Annotated in this window: 27 protein-coding genes and 2 pseudogenes; 20 read left to right on the top strand and 9 right to left on the bottom strand. The window is 65.2% G+C overall.

From position 1 onward, the window contains the following. Positions 1-76: 76 nt before the first annotated feature. The 4 genes from aroA (at position 77) to JOF47_RS04365 (ending at position 4,058) form a co-directional block, all read left to right on the top strand. Positions 77-1,423 carry a 3-phosphoshikimate 1-carboxyvinyltransferase gene (aroA, locus tag JOF47_RS04380; protein WP_209996197.1) on the top strand — a complete coding sequence of 449 codons (1,347 nt, stop codon included), beginning with the start codon at positions 77-79 and terminating at the stop codon, positions 1,421-1,423. Between the two features lie 4 nt (positions 1,424-1,427). Then, the gene (rsgA, locus tag JOF47_RS04375) at positions 1,428-2,531 is read left to right on the top strand and encodes a ribosome small subunit-dependent GTPase A (RefSeq protein WP_209996196.1); all 1,104 of its coding nucleotides are present in this window, start codon (positions 1,428-1,430) and stop codon (positions 2,529-2,531) included. 76 nt (positions 2,532-2,607) lie between these two features. Beyond that, positions 2,608-3,408: a histidinol-phosphatase gene (gene hisN / locus JOF47_RS04370; protein ID WP_209996195.1), complete on the top strand. Its 801-nt coding sequence runs from the start codon at positions 2,608-2,610 to the stop codon at positions 3,406-3,408. After that, on the top strand, positions 3,408-4,058 hold the full coding sequence (locus tag JOF47_RS04365) for a metal-dependent transcriptional regulator (RefSeq protein ID WP_209996193.1): 651 nt from the start codon (positions 3,408-3,410) through the stop codon (positions 4,056-4,058). The genes hisN and JOF47_RS04365 overlap by 1 nt, the downstream gene beginning before the upstream one ends. Positions 4,059-4,149: 91 nt before the next feature. On the opposite strand, the gene JOF47_RS04360 is transcribed toward JOF47_RS04365, so the two are convergent. Beyond that, positions 4,150-5,064 (bottom strand): YrdB family protein, encoded by a 915-nt coding sequence (locus JOF47_RS04360; protein ID WP_209996192.1) that lies wholly within the window; start codon positions 5,062-5,064, stop codon positions 4,150-4,152. On the opposite strand from JOF47_RS04360, the gene JOF47_RS04355 reads away from it, so the two are divergent. Together JOF47_RS04355 and JOF47_RS04350 are read left to right on the top strand one after the other, a co-directional pair. Beyond that, entirely contained in the window at positions 5,063-5,710 is a 648-nt protein-coding gene (locus tag JOF47_RS04355; protein WP_209996191.1) for a hypothetical protein, read from the top strand. The two genes, JOF47_RS04360 and JOF47_RS04355, sit on opposite strands and share 2 nt — an antisense overlap. Positions 5,711-5,899: 189 nt before the next feature. Beyond that, positions 5,900-6,640 carry a hypothetical protein gene (locus JOF47_RS04350; RefSeq protein ID WP_209996190.1) on the top strand — a complete coding sequence of 247 codons (741 nt, stop codon included), beginning with the start codon at positions 5,900-5,902 and terminating at the stop codon, positions 6,638-6,640. Positions 6,641-6,695: 55 nt separating this feature from the next. Here the strand turns inward: JOF47_RS04350 and JOF47_RS04345 are convergent, their stop codons facing one another. Next, positions 6,696-6,956: a GlsB/YeaQ/YmgE family stress response membrane protein gene (locus JOF47_RS04345; protein ID WP_209996189.1), complete on the bottom strand. Its 261-nt coding sequence runs from the start codon at positions 6,954-6,956 to the stop codon at positions 6,696-6,698. Positions 6,957-7,078: 122 nt separating this feature from the next. Here JOF47_RS04345 and JOF47_RS04340 point away from each other — a divergent pair, with 122 nt between their 5' ends. Both JOF47_RS04340 and JOF47_RS04335 read left to right on the top strand, forming a co-directional pair. Beyond that, on the top strand, positions 7,079-7,312 hold the full coding sequence (locus tag JOF47_RS04340) for a hypothetical protein (protein ID WP_209996188.1): 234 nt from the start codon (positions 7,079-7,081) through the stop codon (positions 7,310-7,312). 91 nt (positions 7,313-7,403) lie between these two features. Next, a complete protein-coding gene (locus tag JOF47_RS04335; RefSeq protein ID WP_209996187.1) occupies positions 7,404-7,889 on the top strand; it encodes a hypothetical protein in 486 nt (161 codons plus the stop codon). 141 nt (positions 7,890-8,030) lie between these two features. Here the strand turns inward: JOF47_RS04335 and JOF47_RS04330 are convergent, their stop codons facing one another. Beyond that, the gene (locus JOF47_RS04330) at positions 8,031-8,810 is read right to left on the bottom strand and encodes a hypothetical protein (RefSeq protein ID WP_209996186.1); all 780 of its coding nucleotides are present in this window, start codon (positions 8,808-8,810) and stop codon (positions 8,031-8,033) included. A gap of 521 nt (positions 8,811-9,331) precedes the next feature. On the opposite strand from JOF47_RS04330, the gene JOF47_RS04325 reads away from it, so the two are divergent. The 4 genes from JOF47_RS04325 (at position 9,332) to JOF47_RS04310 (ending at position 11,037) form a co-directional block, all read left to right on the top strand. Further along, positions 9,332-9,550 carry a hypothetical protein gene (locus tag JOF47_RS04325; protein WP_209996184.1) on the top strand — a complete coding sequence of 73 codons (219 nt, stop codon included), beginning with the start codon at positions 9,332-9,334 and terminating at the stop codon, positions 9,548-9,550. Positions 9,551-10,334: 784 nt separating this feature from the next. Continuing rightward, the gene (locus JOF47_RS04320) at positions 10,335-10,544 is read left to right on the top strand and encodes a hypothetical protein (RefSeq protein WP_209996182.1); all 210 of its coding nucleotides are present in this window, start codon (positions 10,335-10,337) and stop codon (positions 10,542-10,544) included. Continuing rightward, a complete protein-coding gene (locus JOF47_RS04315) occupies positions 10,541-10,744 on the top strand; it encodes a DUF7620 family protein (protein WP_209996180.1) in 204 nt (67 codons plus the stop codon). The genes JOF47_RS04320 and JOF47_RS04315 overlap by 4 nt, the downstream gene beginning before the upstream one ends. Beyond that, positions 10,741-11,037, top strand: coding sequence for a putative phage holin (locus tag JOF47_RS04310; protein ID WP_209996178.1), 297 nt, complete (start codon positions 10,741-10,743; stop codon positions 11,035-11,037). The genes JOF47_RS04315 and JOF47_RS04310 overlap by 4 nt, the downstream gene beginning before the upstream one ends. Before the next feature lie 5 nt (positions 11,038-11,042). Here JOF47_RS04310 and JOF47_RS04305 read toward each other — a convergent pair whose 3' ends face one another. Further along, complete coding sequence (locus JOF47_RS04305) at positions 11,043-11,237, bottom strand: hypothetical protein (protein ID WP_209996176.1); 195 nt, start codon at positions 11,235-11,237, stop codon at positions 11,043-11,045. A 121-nt stretch (positions 11,238-11,358) separates the two neighbouring features. On the opposite strand from JOF47_RS04305, the pseudogene JOF47_RS22445 reads away from it, so the two are divergent. The 6 genes and pseudogenes from JOF47_RS22445 (at position 11,359) to JOF47_RS04270 (ending at position 14,693) form a co-directional block, all read left to right on the top strand. Then, positions 11,359-12,252 (top strand): annotated as a pseudogene (locus JOF47_RS22445) (IS982 family transposase). A gap of 53 nt (positions 12,253-12,305) precedes the next feature. Then, positions 12,306-12,662 (top strand): hypothetical protein, encoded by a 357-nt coding sequence (locus JOF47_RS04290; protein WP_209996171.1) that lies wholly within the window; start codon positions 12,306-12,308, stop codon positions 12,660-12,662. Beyond that, complete coding sequence (locus JOF47_RS04285) at positions 12,653-13,396, top strand: right-handed parallel beta-helix repeat-containing protein (RefSeq protein WP_209996170.1); 744 nt, start codon at positions 12,653-12,655, stop codon at positions 13,394-13,396. The genes JOF47_RS04290 and JOF47_RS04285 overlap by 10 nt, the downstream gene beginning before the upstream one ends. 144 nt (positions 13,397-13,540) lie before the next feature. Next, positions 13,541-13,801 (top strand): annotated as a pseudogene (locus JOF47_RS22540) (hypothetical protein); the annotation flags it as partial. A 250-nt stretch (positions 13,802-14,051) separates the two neighbouring features. Continuing rightward, the gene (locus JOF47_RS04275) at positions 14,052-14,318 is read left to right on the top strand and encodes a hypothetical protein (RefSeq protein ID WP_209996168.1); all 267 of its coding nucleotides are present in this window, start codon (positions 14,052-14,054) and stop codon (positions 14,316-14,318) included. Between the two features lie 9 nt (positions 14,319-14,327). Beyond that, positions 14,328-14,693, top strand: coding sequence for a hypothetical protein (locus JOF47_RS04270; RefSeq protein ID WP_209996167.1), 366 nt, complete (start codon positions 14,328-14,330; stop codon positions 14,691-14,693). Positions 14,694-14,763: 70 nt separating this feature from the next. Here the strand turns inward: JOF47_RS04270 and JOF47_RS04265 are convergent, their stop codons facing one another. The 4 genes from JOF47_RS04265 to JOF47_RS04250 form a co-directional block, all read right to left on the bottom strand. Continuing rightward, positions 14,764-14,955, bottom strand: a complete 192-nt coding sequence (locus JOF47_RS04265; protein ID WP_209996166.1) for a hypothetical protein — start codon at positions 14,953-14,955, stop codon at positions 14,764-14,766. Next, the gene (locus JOF47_RS04260; protein WP_209996165.1) at positions 14,952-15,167 is read right to left on the bottom strand and encodes a helix-turn-helix transcriptional regulator; all 216 of its coding nucleotides are present in this window, start codon (positions 15,165-15,167) and stop codon (positions 14,952-14,954) included. Before JOF47_RS04260 ends, JOF47_RS04265 begins: the two co-directional genes overlap by 4 nt. After that, positions 15,164-15,316: a hypothetical protein gene (locus tag JOF47_RS04255; RefSeq protein WP_209996164.1), complete on the bottom strand. Its 153-nt coding sequence runs from the start codon at positions 15,314-15,316 to the stop codon at positions 15,164-15,166. Before JOF47_RS04255 ends, JOF47_RS04260 begins: the two co-directional genes overlap by 4 nt. A gap of 68 nt (positions 15,317-15,384) precedes the next feature. Next, positions 15,385-15,747, bottom strand: coding sequence for a hypothetical protein (locus JOF47_RS04250; protein ID WP_209996163.1), 363 nt, complete (start codon positions 15,745-15,747; stop codon positions 15,385-15,387). Between the two features lie 739 nt (positions 15,748-16,486). Here JOF47_RS04250 and JOF47_RS04245 point away from each other — a divergent pair. Together JOF47_RS04245 and JOF47_RS04240 are read left to right on the top strand one after the other, a co-directional pair. Continuing rightward, a complete protein-coding gene (locus tag JOF47_RS04245; protein ID WP_209996161.1) occupies positions 16,487-16,672 on the top strand; it encodes a CsbD family protein in 186 nt (61 codons plus the stop codon). Positions 16,673-17,147: 475 nt separating this feature from the next. Then, positions 17,148-17,474, top strand: a complete 327-nt coding sequence (locus JOF47_RS04240; RefSeq protein WP_209996159.1) for a carboxymuconolactone decarboxylase family protein — start codon at positions 17,148-17,150, stop codon at positions 17,472-17,474. A 469-nt stretch (positions 17,475-17,943) separates the two neighbouring features. On the opposite strand, the gene JOF47_RS22440 is transcribed toward JOF47_RS04240, so the two are convergent. After that, positions 17,944-18,183 (bottom strand): tyrosine-type recombinase/integrase, encoded by a 240-nt coding sequence (locus JOF47_RS22440; RefSeq protein ID WP_209996158.1) that lies wholly within the window; start codon positions 18,181-18,183, stop codon positions 17,944-17,946. Positions 18,184-18,235: the final 52 nt, after the last annotated feature.

Genomic DNA, 18,235 nt, shown 5'->3' with positions numbered 1-18,235 from the left:
CGTGTTTTCCACAGCACACCCGATCCCCCTTGGCCGGGGCCCACCCCGGCCACACGTTCACCACCGGAGGCAGCCAATGAGCATGCAGAACACCGTTGATCAGTTATGGGACGCCCCGCACCCGGGCACGCCAGTGAACGGCACGGTCGTCGTGCCCGCATCCAAGTCGCTGACCAACCGTTATCTGCTGCTCGCGGCCCTGGCCGACGGCACCTCGCGGATCCGCAACGCCCTGGCCTCGCGCGACTCCGACCTGATGATCGCGGCGCTGCGCGCGCTTGGCGCGGGCATCGAGGTGCTGCCGCAGCCCGACGGCACGATCGACCTGCTGGTCACCCCGCTGGCCCTGGCCGGCGAACCGGCCGGTGCGGAAGCCGCGCCGGAAACCGTTGCCATCGACTGCGGCCTGGCCGGAACCGTGATGCGCTTCGTGCCGCCGCTGGCGGCCCTGGTGCGCGGGGAATTCTCCTTCGACGGGGACCCGCACGCACGCCTGCGCCCCATGGCGCCCATCGTCGCCGCTCTGAAGGACCTGGGCGTGCAGGTGGCCGAACACGGTGCCGACGGCATGCTGCCGTTCACGCTCACCGGCACCGGCCGGCTTGCCGGCGGGTCCATCGTGGTCGACGGCGCCAGCTCATCCCAGTTCATCAGCGCGCTGCTGCTGATCGGCGCCCGCACCGCCGACGGGCTGGAAATCACCGCCGCCCCCGGCCCGATCGCCAGCCCGGACCACATCGAAATGACGGTGCAGACCCTCGGCGAGCTCGGCGTCACCGTCACCCGGCCCGATGCGCGCAGCTGGAAAGTCGAACCCGGAGCCATCGGCGCCTTCGACAAGGTCATGGAACCGGACCTCTCCAACGCCGGCCCCTTCCTGGCCGCGGCCCTGGTCACCTCCGGCACCGTGCGCATCCCGCACTGGCCGGCCTCCACCACGCAGGTCGGCGACCGCTGGCGCGAAATCCTTGGCACCATGGGCGCGGAGGTCCGCCACCTGGCCGACGGCACGCTGGAGGTCACCGGCCCCGAAGAGATCAACGGCATCGACTTCGCCGACGCCTCCGAGCTCGCCCCCACGCTCGCGGCGCTCTGCGCCCTGGCCGCCGGCCCCTCGCGGCTGACCGGCATCGCGCACCTGCGCGGACACGAAACCGACCGCCTGGCGGCGCTGGCAACCGAGATCAACAACCTCGGCGGCAGGGTCACCGAGCTCGCCGACGGGCTGCTGATCGAACCGGCCCGGCTGCACGGCGGGGACTTCGGCACCTACGCCGACCACCGCATGGCAACCGCCGGGGCCATCATCGGCCTGGCGGTGCCGGGCGTGCGCGTTCTCGACATCGCGACCACCGCCAAGACCATGCCCGACTTCCCCGCACTCTGGATGACGCTGGCGACCAGCGGAAAGGCCGCACACTAAGCACATGGCACGCAACACTGAGGACTGGGAAGACTTCACGGTCCGCACCCGCCCGAACAAAAAGGGCACCCGCCCGCGCACCAAGGACCGCCCCGCCTACGAGGAAGCGGTGATCGGCCGCATCATCACCGTGGACCGCGGACGCTACACCGCGATCCTCGACGAGGACACGGCCGACGAGCGCATCGTGATCGCCGCCCGCGCCCGAGAACTGCGCCGCAACCCCGTGGTGCCCGGCGACTTCGTCGCGCTGGTCGGGGACACCTCCGGGGAGCCCGACACCCTGGCCCGGCTGGTGCGCATCGAGGAACGCTCGACGCTGCTGCGGCGCAGCGCGGACGACACCGACCCGGTGGAGCGCGTGGTGGTCGCCAACGTGGACCAGCTGGTGATCGTTGTGGCCGCGGCCAACCCGGAGCCGCGCACCGGCTTCATCGACCGCGCCGTGGTGGCGGCGTTCGACGCCGGCATCCGACCGTTGCTCTGCGTGACCAAGGCCGACGTGCGCGACCCGGAGCCGTTCCTGGAGAACTACCGCCACCTGGACATCGACATCGTCATCTCCCGCACCACCGCGCAGGACGCCACGGGCATCGACGCGCGGTCCGCCGACGGGCTCTCCGCGCGCTTGGCCGGCACCCCCGTGGAGATGCTGCGCGAACACCTCGCCGGCAAGGTCTCGGTGGTCATCGGGCACTCGGGCGTGGGCAAATCGACGCTGGTCAACGCGCTCACCGGCGCCGAGCGCGCCACCGGCAACGTCAACGCCGTCACCGGCCGCGGCCGGCACACCTCATCCTCCGCGCTGGCGCTGCGCGTGGACGACGCCCCGGAGGGCACCTGGATCATCGACACCCCGGGCATCCGCTCCTTCGGCCTGGCCCTGGTGGACCCGGAGAACATCCTCAAGGCGTTCGACGACCTGGAACCGATTGCCGCGGACTGCGAACGCGGCTGCACGCACAAGGCCAGCGAACCGCACTGCGCCCTGGACGCCTGGGTCGCCTCCGGCGAGGCGGGGCCCATCGGCACCGCACGGCTGGATTCCTTCCGCCGCCTGCTCGGCCAGGACGAGACCACCGAGGCCAAGGAGCTGGGCTCCTTCTAGCCGGCACCGCGCGGATCCCGCCACGGGCCCGACACGGATCGGTCCCCGAGGGCCCGGGTGGGATAGGTTTAACGGCATGAACTCCGATGTGATGACGTACAACGACGACCTGCGCCTGGCCCACGTGATTGCGGACTCGGTCGACTCGTTGACCCTCTCCCGCTTCAAGGCCGTGGACCTGGTGGTGGAGACCAAGCCGGACCTCACCCCGGTCTCCGACGCGGACAAGGCGGCGGAGGAAGCGATCCGCTCGCACCTGGCCCGCGCCCGCCCGCGCGACGCCGTCACCGGCGAGGAATTCGGCACCACCGGCAAGTCGAACCGCCACTGGGTGATCGACCCGATCGACGGCACCAAGAACTTCGTGCGCGGCGTCCCGGTCTGGGCCACGCTGATCGCGCTGATCGAGGACGGGGAACCGGTGGTCGGGCTGGTCTCCGCCCCGGCCCTGGGGCGGCGCTGGTGGGCCGCCAAGGACATGGGCGCCTACACCGGCAAGTCGATGTCCGCCGCCCACAAGCTGCAGGTCTCCTCCGTCGCCAAGCTGGAGGACGCCTCGCTGTCCTACTCCTCGCTCTCGGGCTGGAAGGAACGCGGGCAGCGGGAGAACTTCATCGAGCTGACCGACGCCCTCTGGCGCACGCGCGCCTACGGGGATTTCTGGTCCTACTGCATGGTCGCCGAGGGCGCCGTGGACCTTGCGGCCGAACCGGAGCTGAACCTCTACGACATGGCGGCCCTGGTGCCGATCGTGCGCGAGGCCGGCGGGCGCTTCACCTCCGTGGAGGGCGTCGAGGGCTGCGACGGCGGCAACGCGGTGGCCAGCAACTCGCTGCTGCACGACGCCGCCCTGGAAATCCTGAACGCCGGCCGCTGATGCGACACCCGCAGCACCCCGTGCTGACCGCCAGCGAGGAAAACTACCTCAAGGCGCTCCATGCGCTCACCGAGTGGGAAAACGACCCCGTGACCACCGGGAACATCGCCGCGCAGCTGGGCGTCGCCCCCGCCTCGGCCACCTCCATGGTGGCCAAGCTCGCCGGCAAGGAGCTGGTCGTCCACCCGCGTTACGGCGCCATCGAGTTCACCCCCGCCGGGCGCCTTGCGGCGCTTTCGGTGGTGCGCCGGCACCGGCTGATCGAGACGTTCCTGCTCAGCGAGCTCGGCTACTCCTGGGACGAGGTGCACAACGAGGCCGAACAGCTCGAGCACACCGTCTCCGACCGCTTCATCGAGGCGCTCGCGGCGCGGCTCGGCCACCCGGCCGCGGATCCGCACGGGGACCCGATTCCGGGGCCCGACGGCACGGTGGTGATGCCCCCGGCGATCCGGCTTGACCGCTTCGCCGAGGCGGGTTCCCCGGCGCGCGCGATCGTGAGCCGGATCAGCGACGAGGACCCCGCCTGGTTGCGCCGCTGCACCGAGCTCGGCATCGCTCCCGGCGTCGTCATCGAGCTTCCGCACCCGCAGCTCAGCGACATCGACGCCACCATGATGTGGGTGCTGCCCGCCGATCCCGGGTCGTAGGGCGCGGGCGTCGGGCCGGGCACCGCGGCCACCTTCAGGGCGGCCACGGCGCCGGCCACCTGACCGTTGTGTCGGAGGAGCACAGGAATTTCTAGCGGGCTGCGCGGCGCCCGGAGCCCTTCGACTTCCGACGTCGTTTCGCGGCCGCGACCTGCCCCGGTTTCCCTGCGTCCACGGTGGAATCCCGGCCGCGAACCAGCAGCGTCAATACGATGCTGGCCACCGTGAGTGCGCCCATGGCGATCGCCAACACCGGCTGCCCGGCAACAGCCAGCATCACGGTTCCCGCCGCAAAGAGCGCGTGGCTCAGCAACGCGTGCGGCACGGGGGAAACCCTGAAACGCGCCTTCGGGGACATGAACAGGCCCCAGAAGACCATCAGCGGGATCACCGTGACCAGCACGGCGGCCGCGGGGGCCAGCGGCAACGCCCCCAGGGCCCACAGCGCGCCGGCGCCGAGCAACGCGACCTCCAGTACAAACGAGACCACCATCAACGCCGTGAGCGCCACGGTGCCGCCGCTGCGGTCCGTTCGACCCTCGGCCGGGGCGGCCGCCGGGGCTTTCGCAACCACAGGCACGGCGGATTCAACAGGTCCTGAGTCGGCGGCCGGTTCATCGGATTCAGTAGATGCCGACGGCTTCATGGGTGGCGACGGTTCGCTGGACGAAGCCGGCTCCGCCACCGGCATCTCCTCGCCGGGTTCCCGCACCGGTGCCGCAACTTCGGCCAACGGGGTCAAGGTGTCGTCCAGCGCGGACGGACCGAGGTCCCCTTCGCCGGCCGGCCCGTCCGCCTCCTTGACGGCGGGCGCTTCGGCCGATCCATCGGCAACGGGAACGACGGCCTCCGGCGTTGCCGGCCGCCCGTCATCCACGGGGAATGCCTGATCCCCCGGCACGGATGCCGCGGCCGCGGCCGCTGCCGGGGGAACATCGTGGCGTTCCCGCACCGCCGGAGCAGGCTTCACGCCCGGAACGGTCTTGACGTCCGGTACAGCATTCATGCCCGAAACGGCACTGACCGACAACTCTTTCGCCGGGGTTGCGGGCTGCGCTGCAACTGCCTCGGGCGCTGCGCCGCTCGCCACGGGTACCTTCGGCGCCGCCGGCTTCACGGGCTTCGGCGCCGACGAGGCACCCTGCGGCTTGCCGGCAACAAATCCCGGTGCAGCCGCGGCCGGGCCGGCAGGCGCTTCGTTGCCGGCACCCGCCTTGGCCGCGGGCTGGACCGGGTGCGGCTTCATCATTGCCGGCGAAGGCCGCTCGACGGAGGTCGCCAGACCACCCACGGGGCGCCCCGTCGGGGAACCCGCAGCACTCGCGGCCCCCGGCTTCATGCCCGACCCCGGTTTCGCATGCACGGCAGGCTTCGCGCCAGCGGCAGGCCTCGGCACCTCCCCGGGGCCCGTTTTGGCAACGCGCATGACCGCATCCACCGGTTTGCCGGGCTTACCGGGCTTCGAAGCGACCCTCGGCCCCGGCTTCGGCATTGGCTTCGCCTGCACCTTGGCCCCATGCTGCGGCCCCGGCTTCGGGACCGTCATTCTCTCCGTGGCAGGGCGCGCAACATCGTCTCTGGCACCGGCGGCACCGGAATTCTCCATGGGTTTCCCGTTGCTGGACGCTGGTTGCTTCTGCATGTTGGCCTAACCTCACCAAAACTCGTCATTGCCCGGCCTTCGCCGAGCTCAACACTTACATCTCAAGTCTATGTCCACGCTCCGGGCACCCCCAACGGAGCTCCCGCCGCCCCGCTCCTGCCACCCTTCGTTGGCGACTTTTCCACACCACGCAGCCGCGCGCTTTCGGCACACACCGCGCATGGCCCATGATCGTGGAATGAACACCGAGCAGTTCATCGACCGGCTGGCCCGGGAGCGCGGAGGACCCGCGCCACACGCCCGGCCCGGGCACCCAGGGTCCCGGGCCGACCGGGTGCGCGCCCTGCTCGCCGTGGAAGAGCTCTTCGTCGGCCTCGCCACCGACATCGCTGCCGACCACGGCTCCCCCACCGTGGCCGCACTGTTGGGCATGATCACCGAACGGGCCCACCGGCGCATCGGCTTCACCCAGATCCTTGCCGCGGACGCGGCACGGTCCACCCTCGCCCATGAACTGCCTGCCCGGACCCTGAACCACCTGCGCGGCATCATCAGCGACCCCGCTGGTTTCCTCTCGGGCGCCGAGGCACTGCCGGAGGACCCGTACACGGTTCCCTCCGGCAGGCCGCAGCACAAGGACACCCCAGAATTCCTGCAGAAGGTCCTTGGCATCAACCTATTCGAGGCCCGGGATCGCATCCAAGCGGCCGACGCACTGTTGCCGCACACCGACGTCAACGGGATCCCTGAGCCCGCCCGCTACCCCGGAATCGCCGGCGCACTCGGCAAGGCCGCAACCATCACCGAGCGTGAGCAGATGGAAGCTCTGCCGGATGGCTCAGCGTTCATTGATTCAGCCGATGATATTGGCACGGTTCATCTGGGCAAGGTTTGGTATCCGGAGACTGCGCCGATCACCCTCGAGCGTGCCGCTGGGCGGTTCTTGCCCGCCCGCGTCCTGCACCGGGGCTCCGCGTGACAACGCGAAGGAGGCCCCAACCCCGAAAGGTTAGAGCCTCCTCCACATGCATAATCTACGCCTTCTTGCGCGTCAACAATCCCCAGACAACGAGGACGATCAACGCTCCGCCGATGGCCAGCAACCACGTCGACAGCGACCAGAACTCATTGATGTTCACATCGAAGATCAACGAGCCCAACCAGCCGCCGAGTACGGCACCAACTACACCGAGCAGCAGGGTGGCGAACAAACCGCCGCCCTGGTCACCTGGCTTGATCGCCTTAGCGATCGCACCGGCAAGCAGGCCCAGAACAATCCAACCAATGAATCCCATGACTTTTCTCCGTTCGGATGAAGTTACGTCGTTCAGCATCAGGATCGCGATGCACGTAGAGAACCCTACTAGGGAGCATTGCCCGAGTGTGTCGACACGCCTAGGTAAAGGAGAAGCAACGCATGAATGCTGATATTTCGGGCGGCGGCCAAGCCGGATCGCTTGATCTGGCCGCAAACATCACCGAGCGCGAACAGCTCACCTCACTGCCGAACAACTCGGTGATCGAGGACTGTTCGGGCGACGTGGGCAGCATCTTCAACGGGAAGATCTGGCATCCCGAGACTGCCCCGCTGAGCCTGGGACGCGCCACCCGCTACCTGCCCGCAACAGTCGTCCACCAGGGCACCGAATGATTGCCGATCACTTCAACCCGATAGGTCGAAAGTACAGGCCAGCCGGAGTAATCGTTGCCGATGCCATGGGCCGAGAATGGAAGAATGAAGCATGACCACCACCCCGACCCCTATTGACCTGGGCACACTACGAGCCGAGGTCGAGCCGTACGACGCCGGGCAGCGAGCGCACGTGACCAACCGCGAAGTGCTCGCCCTGCTCGATGCGGTGGCACGCCTGAACGTAGCCGCGGCCGACCTCTTCAACGAAGGCGTACGGCAGAAGGAGCGCGCCGTTGACGCCGAAGCCCGCGCCGAGGCCGCCGAAGACGCAGTAACGCGGGCGTACGCCCTGGCGGACAGGTGGGAGCATAGTGGGCCGCACGAAGCCGGATTGCTGCGCGCCGCACTGGACGGGGAACCGGACTCGAGCGCACCCCTCGCCCACCTCAACGAACCCCGCATCGGACGCTTCGACGGGCAGGTGCTGCTCATTGGCGGCACGTACCGGAAGCCGCTCACCCCAGACGCAGCGCGGAACCTCGCCGATGCACTCAAAGTGAACGCCGACAGCCTGGACCAACCACCGCGCCGCTGACCGCGTGGTGGGCCACGTTCTTCGCGATCATCTGAAACTCCCCGGCTCGTGGCCTTACCACTACCCAGACACATGACTCTGACAAAGCAGAAAGGCGCCGACCGGGTAACCCCAGCCGGCGCCTTCACGAACGAACCGCTGCTACTTCTTTACGGTCAACGTCTGCTTCATCGTCTTGGTCTGTTCTTTCGACCATACCTTGGAGGTGGTCTTCTGAACGGTGTTGGTGGACTTGAACAGGTCCTTCGGCGACAGGACGTTCAGCTTGGCCGTCTCGCTGGAGTTCTCCGGAACGAAGACGCCCGGGTTTCCGCCCGGGACGAATGCCGGATCCCAGCCGTTGTAGCCCTCGGCGTCCAGGGCGATGTTTCCCTCCGTTGCCGGGGCGCTGATTCCGTGAACCTCGAAGGAGCCGTCGAATCCTCCGGTGCAGGTGGTCGTCACGAGAAGGATTTCCACCCCGTCTTTATCGGCAGGATCTCCTGTGAAAATGCCAAGGGGCGCTATACCGTCTGTCGAGTTCTTGAACTTGCAGGTGACCGCAACGTTGCTGCCCTTCTTGGCAACGAGCTTCTTGGTGGTGACAGCCTTGCTGGTCGTCTTGCTGGTCCAGGTCTTGTACTTGGCAGTTGTCGTAACCGAGTACTTGCCCGCCTTGAGCTTGGCTGAGGACACGTTCTTGGCGACGGTCTTTTTGCCCTGCTTCACGGTGATCTTGGACGAGGAGACCTTGACCTGGCCGGAGGACTTCACCGATGGCTTGACCGTTGCCTTCTTCGTCTTCTTGTTCACCTTGGCGGTCTTGATCTTGCTGATCGCGACCTTGTTCGGCACTGGCTTCGCAGCTTGAACGGCGGCAATCGGTGCGACCGGAGCTGCATTGGCGGGCAATGTGCCGCCGATGACTAGCCCTGCCGACATGGTGAGCGCCAGGAATGGCGCAAAGGCCTATAGGCCCAGCCGAAAGGTTGGCGGCTTTACTTCGTTAACGTGGTCAAAGTCAGGTGCCGACCAACTCCCGGAACAACGCCCCCAAGGTCTGCACATTCCCCACGGCCGCAGACCTGCCACACCGCGCATGGTGGTAGCGCTCTAACAAACCCACCCGCATGGTTCATCGACGACAGGAACCCGACTAGCCGGCGTAACCGGCCCAAGACCTTTGCAGTCGCAACGCACTTCAACACTCGTCAAGCGAACCGCAAGCAAGGGCACACAACCACCGGACACCGCCTCAGCCAAATCGGAAGCACAAGCAGAGGAAACAACTGAATAGCCCAACCGGAACATGAGCCGCCGGGCAGGGATGACAGCCAGGCTGACAGCGCGATCAAGGCGCGGCATCCCACTCACGGCCCGGAGCCTTCCACCTCTCGACATTCTGGCCATGCTCAGATCAGTATGGGTACAGAACAAGCCGCCCTCATCCCCAAGGAGTTACCGTGACAGAAATTCCAAGCGACATCGGCAACACCCGAAACAGGTACAGCCACGTGCGCATCAAAGCAACCGGCGAAATTGGTCGACTGGCCTACAACCAAGGGCCCAGCCACCTCATGAAAACTTCCGAGGGGCATGAACTGACTGCCTACGTACAGTTTGAAGAGACCGGCGAATTCCGAATGTTCCCATTCGCATCCCTAGAGCTCGTCGAGTTCTAAGATCCTTCCATTGCCCGTCCTCACCAACGTGAGGGCGGGCTTTGCTACGTGCCACTCCGCGCAGACGCTAGACCATGGCCCGACGCGCCTTCCACCGTCGGGCCTGCTACTTAGCCGCTAAGCGGCAGACAGCGCCAAATGCTTGGCACGGACATGAGCCTTGATTCCTGCGTACTGCTGATCGCGAGCAGCCAGCTCACCGAGTGACATCGACCCGGGAGCAGACTGGAGCCAGAAGTTGCCGCACTCCGAATTGAGGCACGTGACCTCATCGCATTCAAGCGCACCATAACTCTCCGGACCAAAAGGCATCAGAACATAGTGGAGCAACATGCCACATGAATCGCATGGAACGAGGCCTGGACTGAATTCCTTGATGTCTTGCAAAACTTCCCCTTTGTCGATTTTCCAAAGAGTCAAGCCTACCAAACGGTCAGTTCAGCACGCCGAAGACGGCAGCCCGCCCCCACGTTGGTGAGGGCGGGATAAGTCACAGGCAAAATGTGGCCGATTCGGGCGATCAAGTCACAGAGCTCACACCAAAACAAGGCAAACCGGCAACCTATTGCCGAAGTAATGGAAGTGAGAGTGATGGCCAACCATCGCAATGGTCGCGGGCATCGCGCCTACCGACGCAAGCAAGCACGCCTCAAGCGCGAACAACTCCCCCTGCGCATAGTGCGGCAAACCAATCGACTACACCCTGCACTACAACGACCCCATGGCCTACACCGCAGACCTCCCCTGACAGGCTCTCGGCGGCCTGACCCCCTACGGCCTGTTGATGCTGGCGATCTGGCTGATCCTCACCAGCCAGCTCGTTCCGAAGAGCATCTACGACGTGATGGTGAGAGCGAAGGAGCATTGGCGGGACGCAGCGGAAACGCTGAAGGAAACCAACGCCGTCCAAGCCCGCACCATCGAGAAGCAAACCATGGTCGGCGAGTCCGTCATCAAGGTGATGGGCGCGGCGCGGGACGGTGACGGGACATGAAATGGTTCCGCCGATTCTGCCCCTCGCAAGACGACAGCACCGAGGCGCTGGCCGCAAAGATCGAAGCCAGCGTGCACCACAAGGCCGCGCTTGACCGTTTCGCCGAAGCCCGGGAGCAATCCGTGCAGCTTGAGCGGATCAACCACCGCAACCACTTCAGCGAGAGCCTGACCAAGGCGTTTCGGGACAGGCCGCTATGACCATCCAACCGCTGACCGGGATCCTAGTCCTGTCCGCTTGCCTGTCCACGCTGGGCGTGATGATCGGCTGGCACGTCCTCACCCGGGGCGTGTGGCGCCGGCACGCGGCCGGGCGCGCACTCATGGGGCTACTGGCCACCCAGTCCGCGATCACCGCCCTGGCGACCGCGAGCAGCTTCTTCCCGGAGTTCCCCGGCCGCGCCCACGTCTGCCTCGCGCTCAACGTCCTGCTGATCGCCTCAGTCTGGCGCATCGGCTGGACCGTCTTCCGCGAACAGCGCCGCAACCTCTGACTGCATTATTTGTTCGGCTTCCATACGGCGGTCGCATGATGCGGTTCGGGGAACAGTTTAGTCACGTCGTAGGGAAGCGCGTGCGACAACCCGTTCCAGACATACCGACCACCGGGCAGGTGCATCGGGAAGACACTGACGTCCAGCAATGTCTTTTCGTCGTCACGCGGGCCGCCACGAAAAGTGAATATGTAGTCCATCAATCCAATCTAACTCGCTCAAGCCGCCCCACCTAGATGATTGATTCCAAGGGGTGACTATGCAGGCAAGGGTGTCCAGAATCGAGGTGTAATACCCAACATTCGAACCTGGAGAGTTCTGATGGACAACGACCTGGACACCCTTGGCAACAGCACTGTACTCCTCGACGGACGACTTTTTGAAGGCCAATCCGGACGCGGCCCCGTGGCGGCCGGAGGTCGGTTTGCAACCGCTGATCACCGACGCGGAACTGGTCATCGTGACCGTGCTGCAGGCCCTGCCCGGCTACACCCCGGAACGCCGGTGGCTGCGCCATGCCCGGGTTGACCTGATCGAATGGTTCCCGCACCTGCCGGGCCAGTCCGGCTACAACAAGCACCTGCGGCACCTGGGCGGAACCCTGCAGGCCGTGACCGCACACCTGGGCCGGGACACCGGGTTGTGGGCCGACGGGATCACAGGTGGCCGACTCGACACCGGTCGAATGCGGCCGCTCCCGCGAAACGGTCCACCGCTCCGGGCTGGCCGGGTTCGCCGAAACCGGGTACTGCGCCTCGCACTCCCGCTGGTTCCGGGGCCTGCGCCTGCACCCTTTGTGCACGCTGGCCGGGGTTGCCGGTGGGCTTCGCCCTGACCGGGGCGAAGCCCGATGAACGCGAGGTCCTGCTCGGGATCCTGGACTCCACCCCCGCCAGGATCGGGGCCGGGCAAACGATCCTGGCGGACAAGAACTACTTCGGTCGGGCCTTCGAGACAGACCTCGCCGAGGCCGGAATCGTCCTGGTCCGGCCCACCCGGCCGGGCAGGGAGTTCCTCAAGCCATTGCGGCAGGTCATCGAGTCAATCAACGACACCCTCAAGGGCCAGCCGGGCCTCGAGGCCCACGGCGGGAGAACCGTCGCCGGGGTCACCGTGCGGGTGTTGCAGCGCCTCCTGGCCATGACCGCGGCGATCTGGCACAACCTGAACATCGGCGCCCATCCGCTGCGTTCATTGACCGCCTATGACCACTGACCCCTTGGAATCAACCATCTATGGCGGCTTTACCTACGCCCAGGAGGCTCCCATTGGAAGTTATCGTCATCTCTTCAGACGCACCCGCGGCGGTCAAGGCCACCGCGGGAACCTACGTTCTCGTGGCAACCGGCACGAACGACGGGGCCGTCATCAACGCTGCCATCGATCTTGCCGCCGCCCTGCAGGCGCGCAACGACACCTCACCGGCAGGCGCGGCCCAACTGGGCACGGTGCGCCTGACCGGTGGCCGGTTCAACATCACCAGCCCGATCCTGATGCGTTCCGGCGTGCGGCTGACCGGCGCCGGCTGGCTCACCGAACTGCGCGCCGTGAACTGCACCGCGGCGGGCATGATCATGCTGGCCTCGGCCGGGGACCACATGGTGATGGTCGAAAAGTGTGGTTGAACGGCAACTATTCCTCCGGCGGAACCAGCGCCGGGATCTACTTCAACATGACCGGCAGCACGAACGCCGACGTGTCCAAGTACCCGCCGAGCAACCCCGACAGCTACCACACCATCCAAGACGTCTACATCCGCGCTTTCACCAGCGGCGTGAACCGGCACGGCATCGTGCTCTTCTGCACGAGCACCGCCGCCCAGCGCGGTTGGATGATCGACCGGGTGCAGCTGCGCGAAATCGGCGGGCACGGCATCTGGGTCCAGTCGTCCTCGGATGGGTTCATCTCCAACGTGCACGCAGGCACGGTCACCGGGGACGGCTTCAAGATCGACACCGCAAACGTGAAGATGGCCAACTCCAAGGCGTTCTACTGCGACGGCTGGGGGCTCAACTGGTTATCCAGCTACGGCGTGGTCAGCGGCTTCGAGTCGCAGGACAACGCCAAGGGCGTCTATGTGGGACAGCCGAACAACACGCTGACCGGCATCGTCGTTGACGACTGCCGCGACGAGGGGCTCTACATCGACCACGACCGGATCACCGCGACGGGCTTCACCATCGGCAAGAACGGCTCCCGCTACGCCACGATGGCCAACGGCGTGCGCATCGGTTCCGGGTGCGCCGACACGACCGCCATCGGCATGGTCGCCAACGCCACCAACCGGGTCGTTGGAACCTGGGGCGCCGGCTCGTATGTCCGCATCAACGGCAACGGCTCCCTTGTGGCGGTTGGCTGACACCCGGACTGGCCGACTCCCCTGTGTGCCCGCCACAATCCGTGGCGGGCACACCCGTTTCCCCCGAATGATCCGAAAACCAATCCACCCCATAGCCCCAAGCCAGTGCCAACGCGCTGGCTTTTTCATGCCCGGGAGGCACCCATGGCCTATCACCTTGCCCCATCCCTGATGCGCCTACGCGGCCAGGTCAACAAACGCTGGCCGGACCGCGACAGGGATTCCGACGGCTGGATCGGCGACCCGTCCCACCAGGCCCGACCGTCCGACCACAACCCGGACTATGCGGACGGCGGCGTGGTCCGCGCTCTCGACTTCGACAAGGACGGCATCGACGTCGACGAGCTGCTGGCCACCATCGTCGGTGAACCCCGGGTCGCCTACGTCATCTGGAACCGCCGCATCTGGACCCACGCCGCGGGCTGGCAGCCGTACACCGGCCCGAATGGCCACACCGCCCACCTCCACGTGCGCATCCGCCACACGGCCGCGGCTTCGGCAGCCGGGGCATGGAAGATCGGCAGCGACGTGAAGCCGGCCGGCGCCAGCAAGCCGAATCCCCAGGTCGCAACCCCCGGCGAAGTCGTGGCCCAACAGCAAGCTCAAGGCCACCGACTCCCACACCCTCGCCAGCGACCAGGCATGGCGCGAAATCATGCGCCGCGAAGGCTACAAGGACAAGTCGCTGACCACGAACCTCCAGCGGTGGCTCAAGAAGCTCGGCTATTACAAGGGCACCATCGAAGCCGACCGCGGGAAGAAGCCGGTCTTCGGCACGGTCCTCGTTCGCGCCCTGCAAGCCCTGCTTGTGGCCAACGGGTTCCTGCCGTCCAAGGCGTACATCGACGGGAAGCGCGAGGCCAAGACCATCCGCGGCGAAATCGGATGGCTCAACCACCAAGCCCAGTACTTCAAGAAGTAGGAGACACACATGCTCATCTCGATTCTTCGAACGATCGCCCCGGCAATGTGGGGCAGCTTCATTGTGTGTCTGCTCGGTGTCGCACCGGTGCTGAAGCCGCTGCGTGCCGACCTGCTGGCCTACGGTGACCTTGCCGTGCCAGTCATCAGCGCGTTCATCATCGGCGCCTGGTACGCGCTCTGGCGCTGGCTGGAACCCAAGCTGCCCGACTGGCTGACCCGTGCAGTGCTCGGCTCCGCCAAGGCACCTGTCTACGCACAGGGCCGCCACGAGGCAATTACACAGGATGACACCGATGACAGCACTGTTCACAGTGGTGATCACGAGCCCACGCGGGCCGCCCCCGAACGCTACGCACAGCGCGCCACCGAATAGACAGCAAAATAGCACCACCCGATCCGAAAGGAAAGGGTGGGGCTATTTTGTGTTCAGGAGGACCCGCGGGCTAGCGGTGATCCCGAATCTGATAGATCCGCGGCTTCGACAGTCCGCTTGCTTCGGCGATCCGCACGGCCGTTAGGCCCTGCGCACAGGCTTCGCGCACAAGCCCGTTCAGCGCCTCGGACCGCTCGTCAAGAGCGGCCTGTGCCTCGCCTTTAGCGTCGGCGGCCTCGCGGATCTGGTCGAGTACGCTCATTGGTCGTTCACCGCTTTCCGCCCGCGGCCGGGGCGGCTGGCGTTCCAAGCATCGATCGTTTCGGGAAGCCAGCCGCGGACGCTCTTGGGCCCGTCGCCGGTAATGGCATCAGGCTCAGGCAGTCGTCCGTCATCGGCATACTTCTTGATCGTATTGGGCGAGACTCCCACGCGAGTGGCGATGCCCGCAATGGCTAGATAGCGAACGGTCACTGTGACTCCTTGCGCGCTTTGATCAAGTATCGGATGGCAACCCCGAGCGCCACGCAGGCGAGGATGAATCGGGGAATGGTCGGCAGTGGAAGGAAAAATACCACTAGTGCCATCACTACGATGGCGACTGTTGTTTTGTTGATCTTCATGATGATGTTGGTGTCATAATTATGGGGTGGGCCGGTTCCCGCCTACTTGGTTTAGGCGGGAACCGGCTCTACTTCTTTTTCTGCTTTCGCTTCCGGTCTGGCTGTTTGGCCTCGACCAGTTGGGCGTAGGCTCCGACGAGCAGTGCGAGTGATGCGATCACTCCGGTTAGCCCGTCTAGAAGTTCCCGATATTGTGACATCCGTACCTCCTTTCTGTAATTAGTACATACGCTAACATTGCAGTTCGCAACTAAGGTAAAGCCCCGCACCTCCCTCGCGGAAAGGGTGGGGGCTTCGATCTCGAAGTAGGGACATTCATTGGCACCTGAGAACACTGGTATGGTTGCCGTTGCGCAGGTAACCCCCCAGTACCTGCGCAACCGTTCGCAGGTAACCCCCAAGGACCTGCGCAACCGTTCGTAGACGCTCATGCCCGTCATGGCATCTGCGAATAGATGAGCCCTACCCTCACGGGTGGGGCTCATTTTGTCGTTAGGCGGCCCCCTGGTTTACGTCTCGAACCCGCCAACCACCGGTGGGGTGATGATGAACCAGCTCCCAGGTCAACAGATCCGACGATCGGCACCCAGGGTGACCTGCACCTGCCACACCAGCGCATTAATCCCGGGCGATACAACCCGTAGACAAGCGGCAATCGACGGCGTAGCTTTTCAGAACAACTCCATAAACTCCGCGACTCGTTTCCACGCCCTACCGCGGAGGATCCGTAAATAGATGGCTCCCACTCGACCTTTTCGGATGGGAGCCAATTGTTGTGCTCTCTATGAACCCGGGATCTCGCGTATGGCTGGGGAAATCTCGGAATCTGGAGCGGCGCCAGCCCCCTGCCACCTCGACTCCGCCGTCTTGGTCTGCCGCTCACGACGGGTCGCCCAACAGCGACCAAGGCCCGAGGCCACCAGCACCACGACCGTCATCCCCGCGACGCCAAAGCCACTTGACCCTCAAGCATTGTCATAGGAACCCCTTTGCCTGATCATCCAGGGGCGGAATGCCACTCGGTTGGTTGAGGAAACAACACCAAAAAACCCACCTGAATGCAATAGAAAATCCAGGGCAGCAGGGCGTCAATTTTCCCGCTTGCAGGGAACGTCCAGAAAACTTTCCTAGGGTCGAAGAGGTAAGCCAGATCATCGAAAGGAAACCCACATGGGACTCGGAGACAAGATCAGCAACAAAGCCAAGGAAGCAACCGGCAAGGCCAAGGAAGGCGTTGGAAACGCCACCAACAACCCAGACCTCAAGGCAGAAGGCCACAAGGACAAAGCGGTCGCAAACGCCAAACAGGCAGGCGAAAACGTCAAGGACGCAGCCAAAGACCTCAAGGGGAAGTAACCAGCCCTGAACGAAATCGCCCCACCCAATCCGAAAGGAATTGGGTGGGGCGATTTTTTTGTTCCCGAAATGCGCGGTCGCTAGTCGGGTGTGGAGTTCAGCGCTTCGCGGCGGCGTTCCGCGATCGCTTGGTGTCGCTCTACCGGGCGTTCGGTTGTCTCGCATCGCAATCGGTTGCGAGAGGGTTGGATTCGCCGCCTTGGCGGATGACGGTTCCAGGCAAATCCACCCCGACAGGGTCTGTGCCTGTCCATCAGTACGGCCGGGGCCGGGCAGCTCTGCGGGCTTCGCATCCTTGCGGCACCAGCGGTGCGGAGCGGGCTTGAGGGATGCCGGGGTAGCCGGCGGTGGGCTCACCCCCTGCGGGTGATGTCGTCCCATGCCTCGGCGCACTAGGTTTGCGGGTAGAGCCGGGGCGATCCGATCCCGTCGCGTCCCTCGGCCCACACCACCGCAACCGGATGGAGACATGACCATGGCCGAAGAAGAAAACCCAGTCCTCGACACCCTCGTCGAGATCACCACCGCATCACTGGATCGCTGCAGCCTCGATCCTCGTGAGCTGATGCTGGCACGGATCGCGGCCCTCGCGGCGGTCGACGCCCCGCCCGCCTCCTACCTGTTCAACGCCGGTGGAGCGATGGAGCTCGGAATCACCCTGCAGGATGCGCAGGGCATCCTCGTCGCCGTTGCACCCATCATCGGCACGCCCCGGGTCGTGGAGGCAGCCAGCAGCCTCGCCGCGGCGCTCGGCTTCGCCGTCGGGCTCGCAGCCGCGGCTGACGCCGAGGCCGAAGGCTGAGCCTGTCCCGGTGGGCACTTTTGCGTTAGCGCACCGGCCATCCTGGATCGCGGACCTGCCAACCGCCGGTCTGCGGATGATGCATCAGTTGCCATGTCACTGGCTCCGAGGCCGGCGACCCAAGCGTCACTTGCACCTGCCACACCTGCACTTCAATCCGGAAAGGCTCACCCTTCGGTGCGCGCAATTCCGTCCTCCACCAAGCAACCCACTCAAACCAGCAGACCGGCTCAACAACCACAGTCCACACGCGACCAGCACGACGCACCCGCAAAGGCTTCCCCGACGCCGTCCACTGAATCTCCACACCCTCCATGGGAACAAGTGTACGATTTTCAAGTAACTAAATAGAACATATGCACTACTAGTCAGCACAAGAACGCCCCCGAACTCGGTTGAGTTCGGGGGCTACTTTTTGTTGCCAGGAATCAGCCGAGCACGTCGGCAGCGTTACGGTCGTCGTCGTTTGTCAGTCTCGCGTAGATCTTGAGCGTCGTCTGGGGATCCTCTCATGCCCGAGTCGAGCTTGCACCACGTTCACCGCCACGCCCTTCTGAAGAAGGTGTGTGGTGTGAGCCTTGCGGATCTCATGAATCCACGGCTTTTCATCCAGGTCGCCGTCCGCCACAAGCTTGTTGATCACCGGCTGCCATGTGTATTTGTGGAAGTAGCTGTTGCGAAGGAACTCGCCGCCAACCCTAGTGAACAACAGCCCCCCCCCCCCCCCCCCCGGGCCGCATGTCCTTCATGGGTTCAATCAG

Origin of the sequence: Paeniglutamicibacter kerguelensis (assembly GCF_017876535.1) — a bacterium.
GTDB lineage: Bacteria > Actinomycetota > Actinomycetes > Actinomycetales > Micrococcaceae > Paeniglutamicibacter > Paeniglutamicibacter kerguelensis.
The sequence above is the reverse complement of the archived record's forward strand: the minus strand, read 5'-3'. Positions and strand labels throughout refer to the sequence as shown.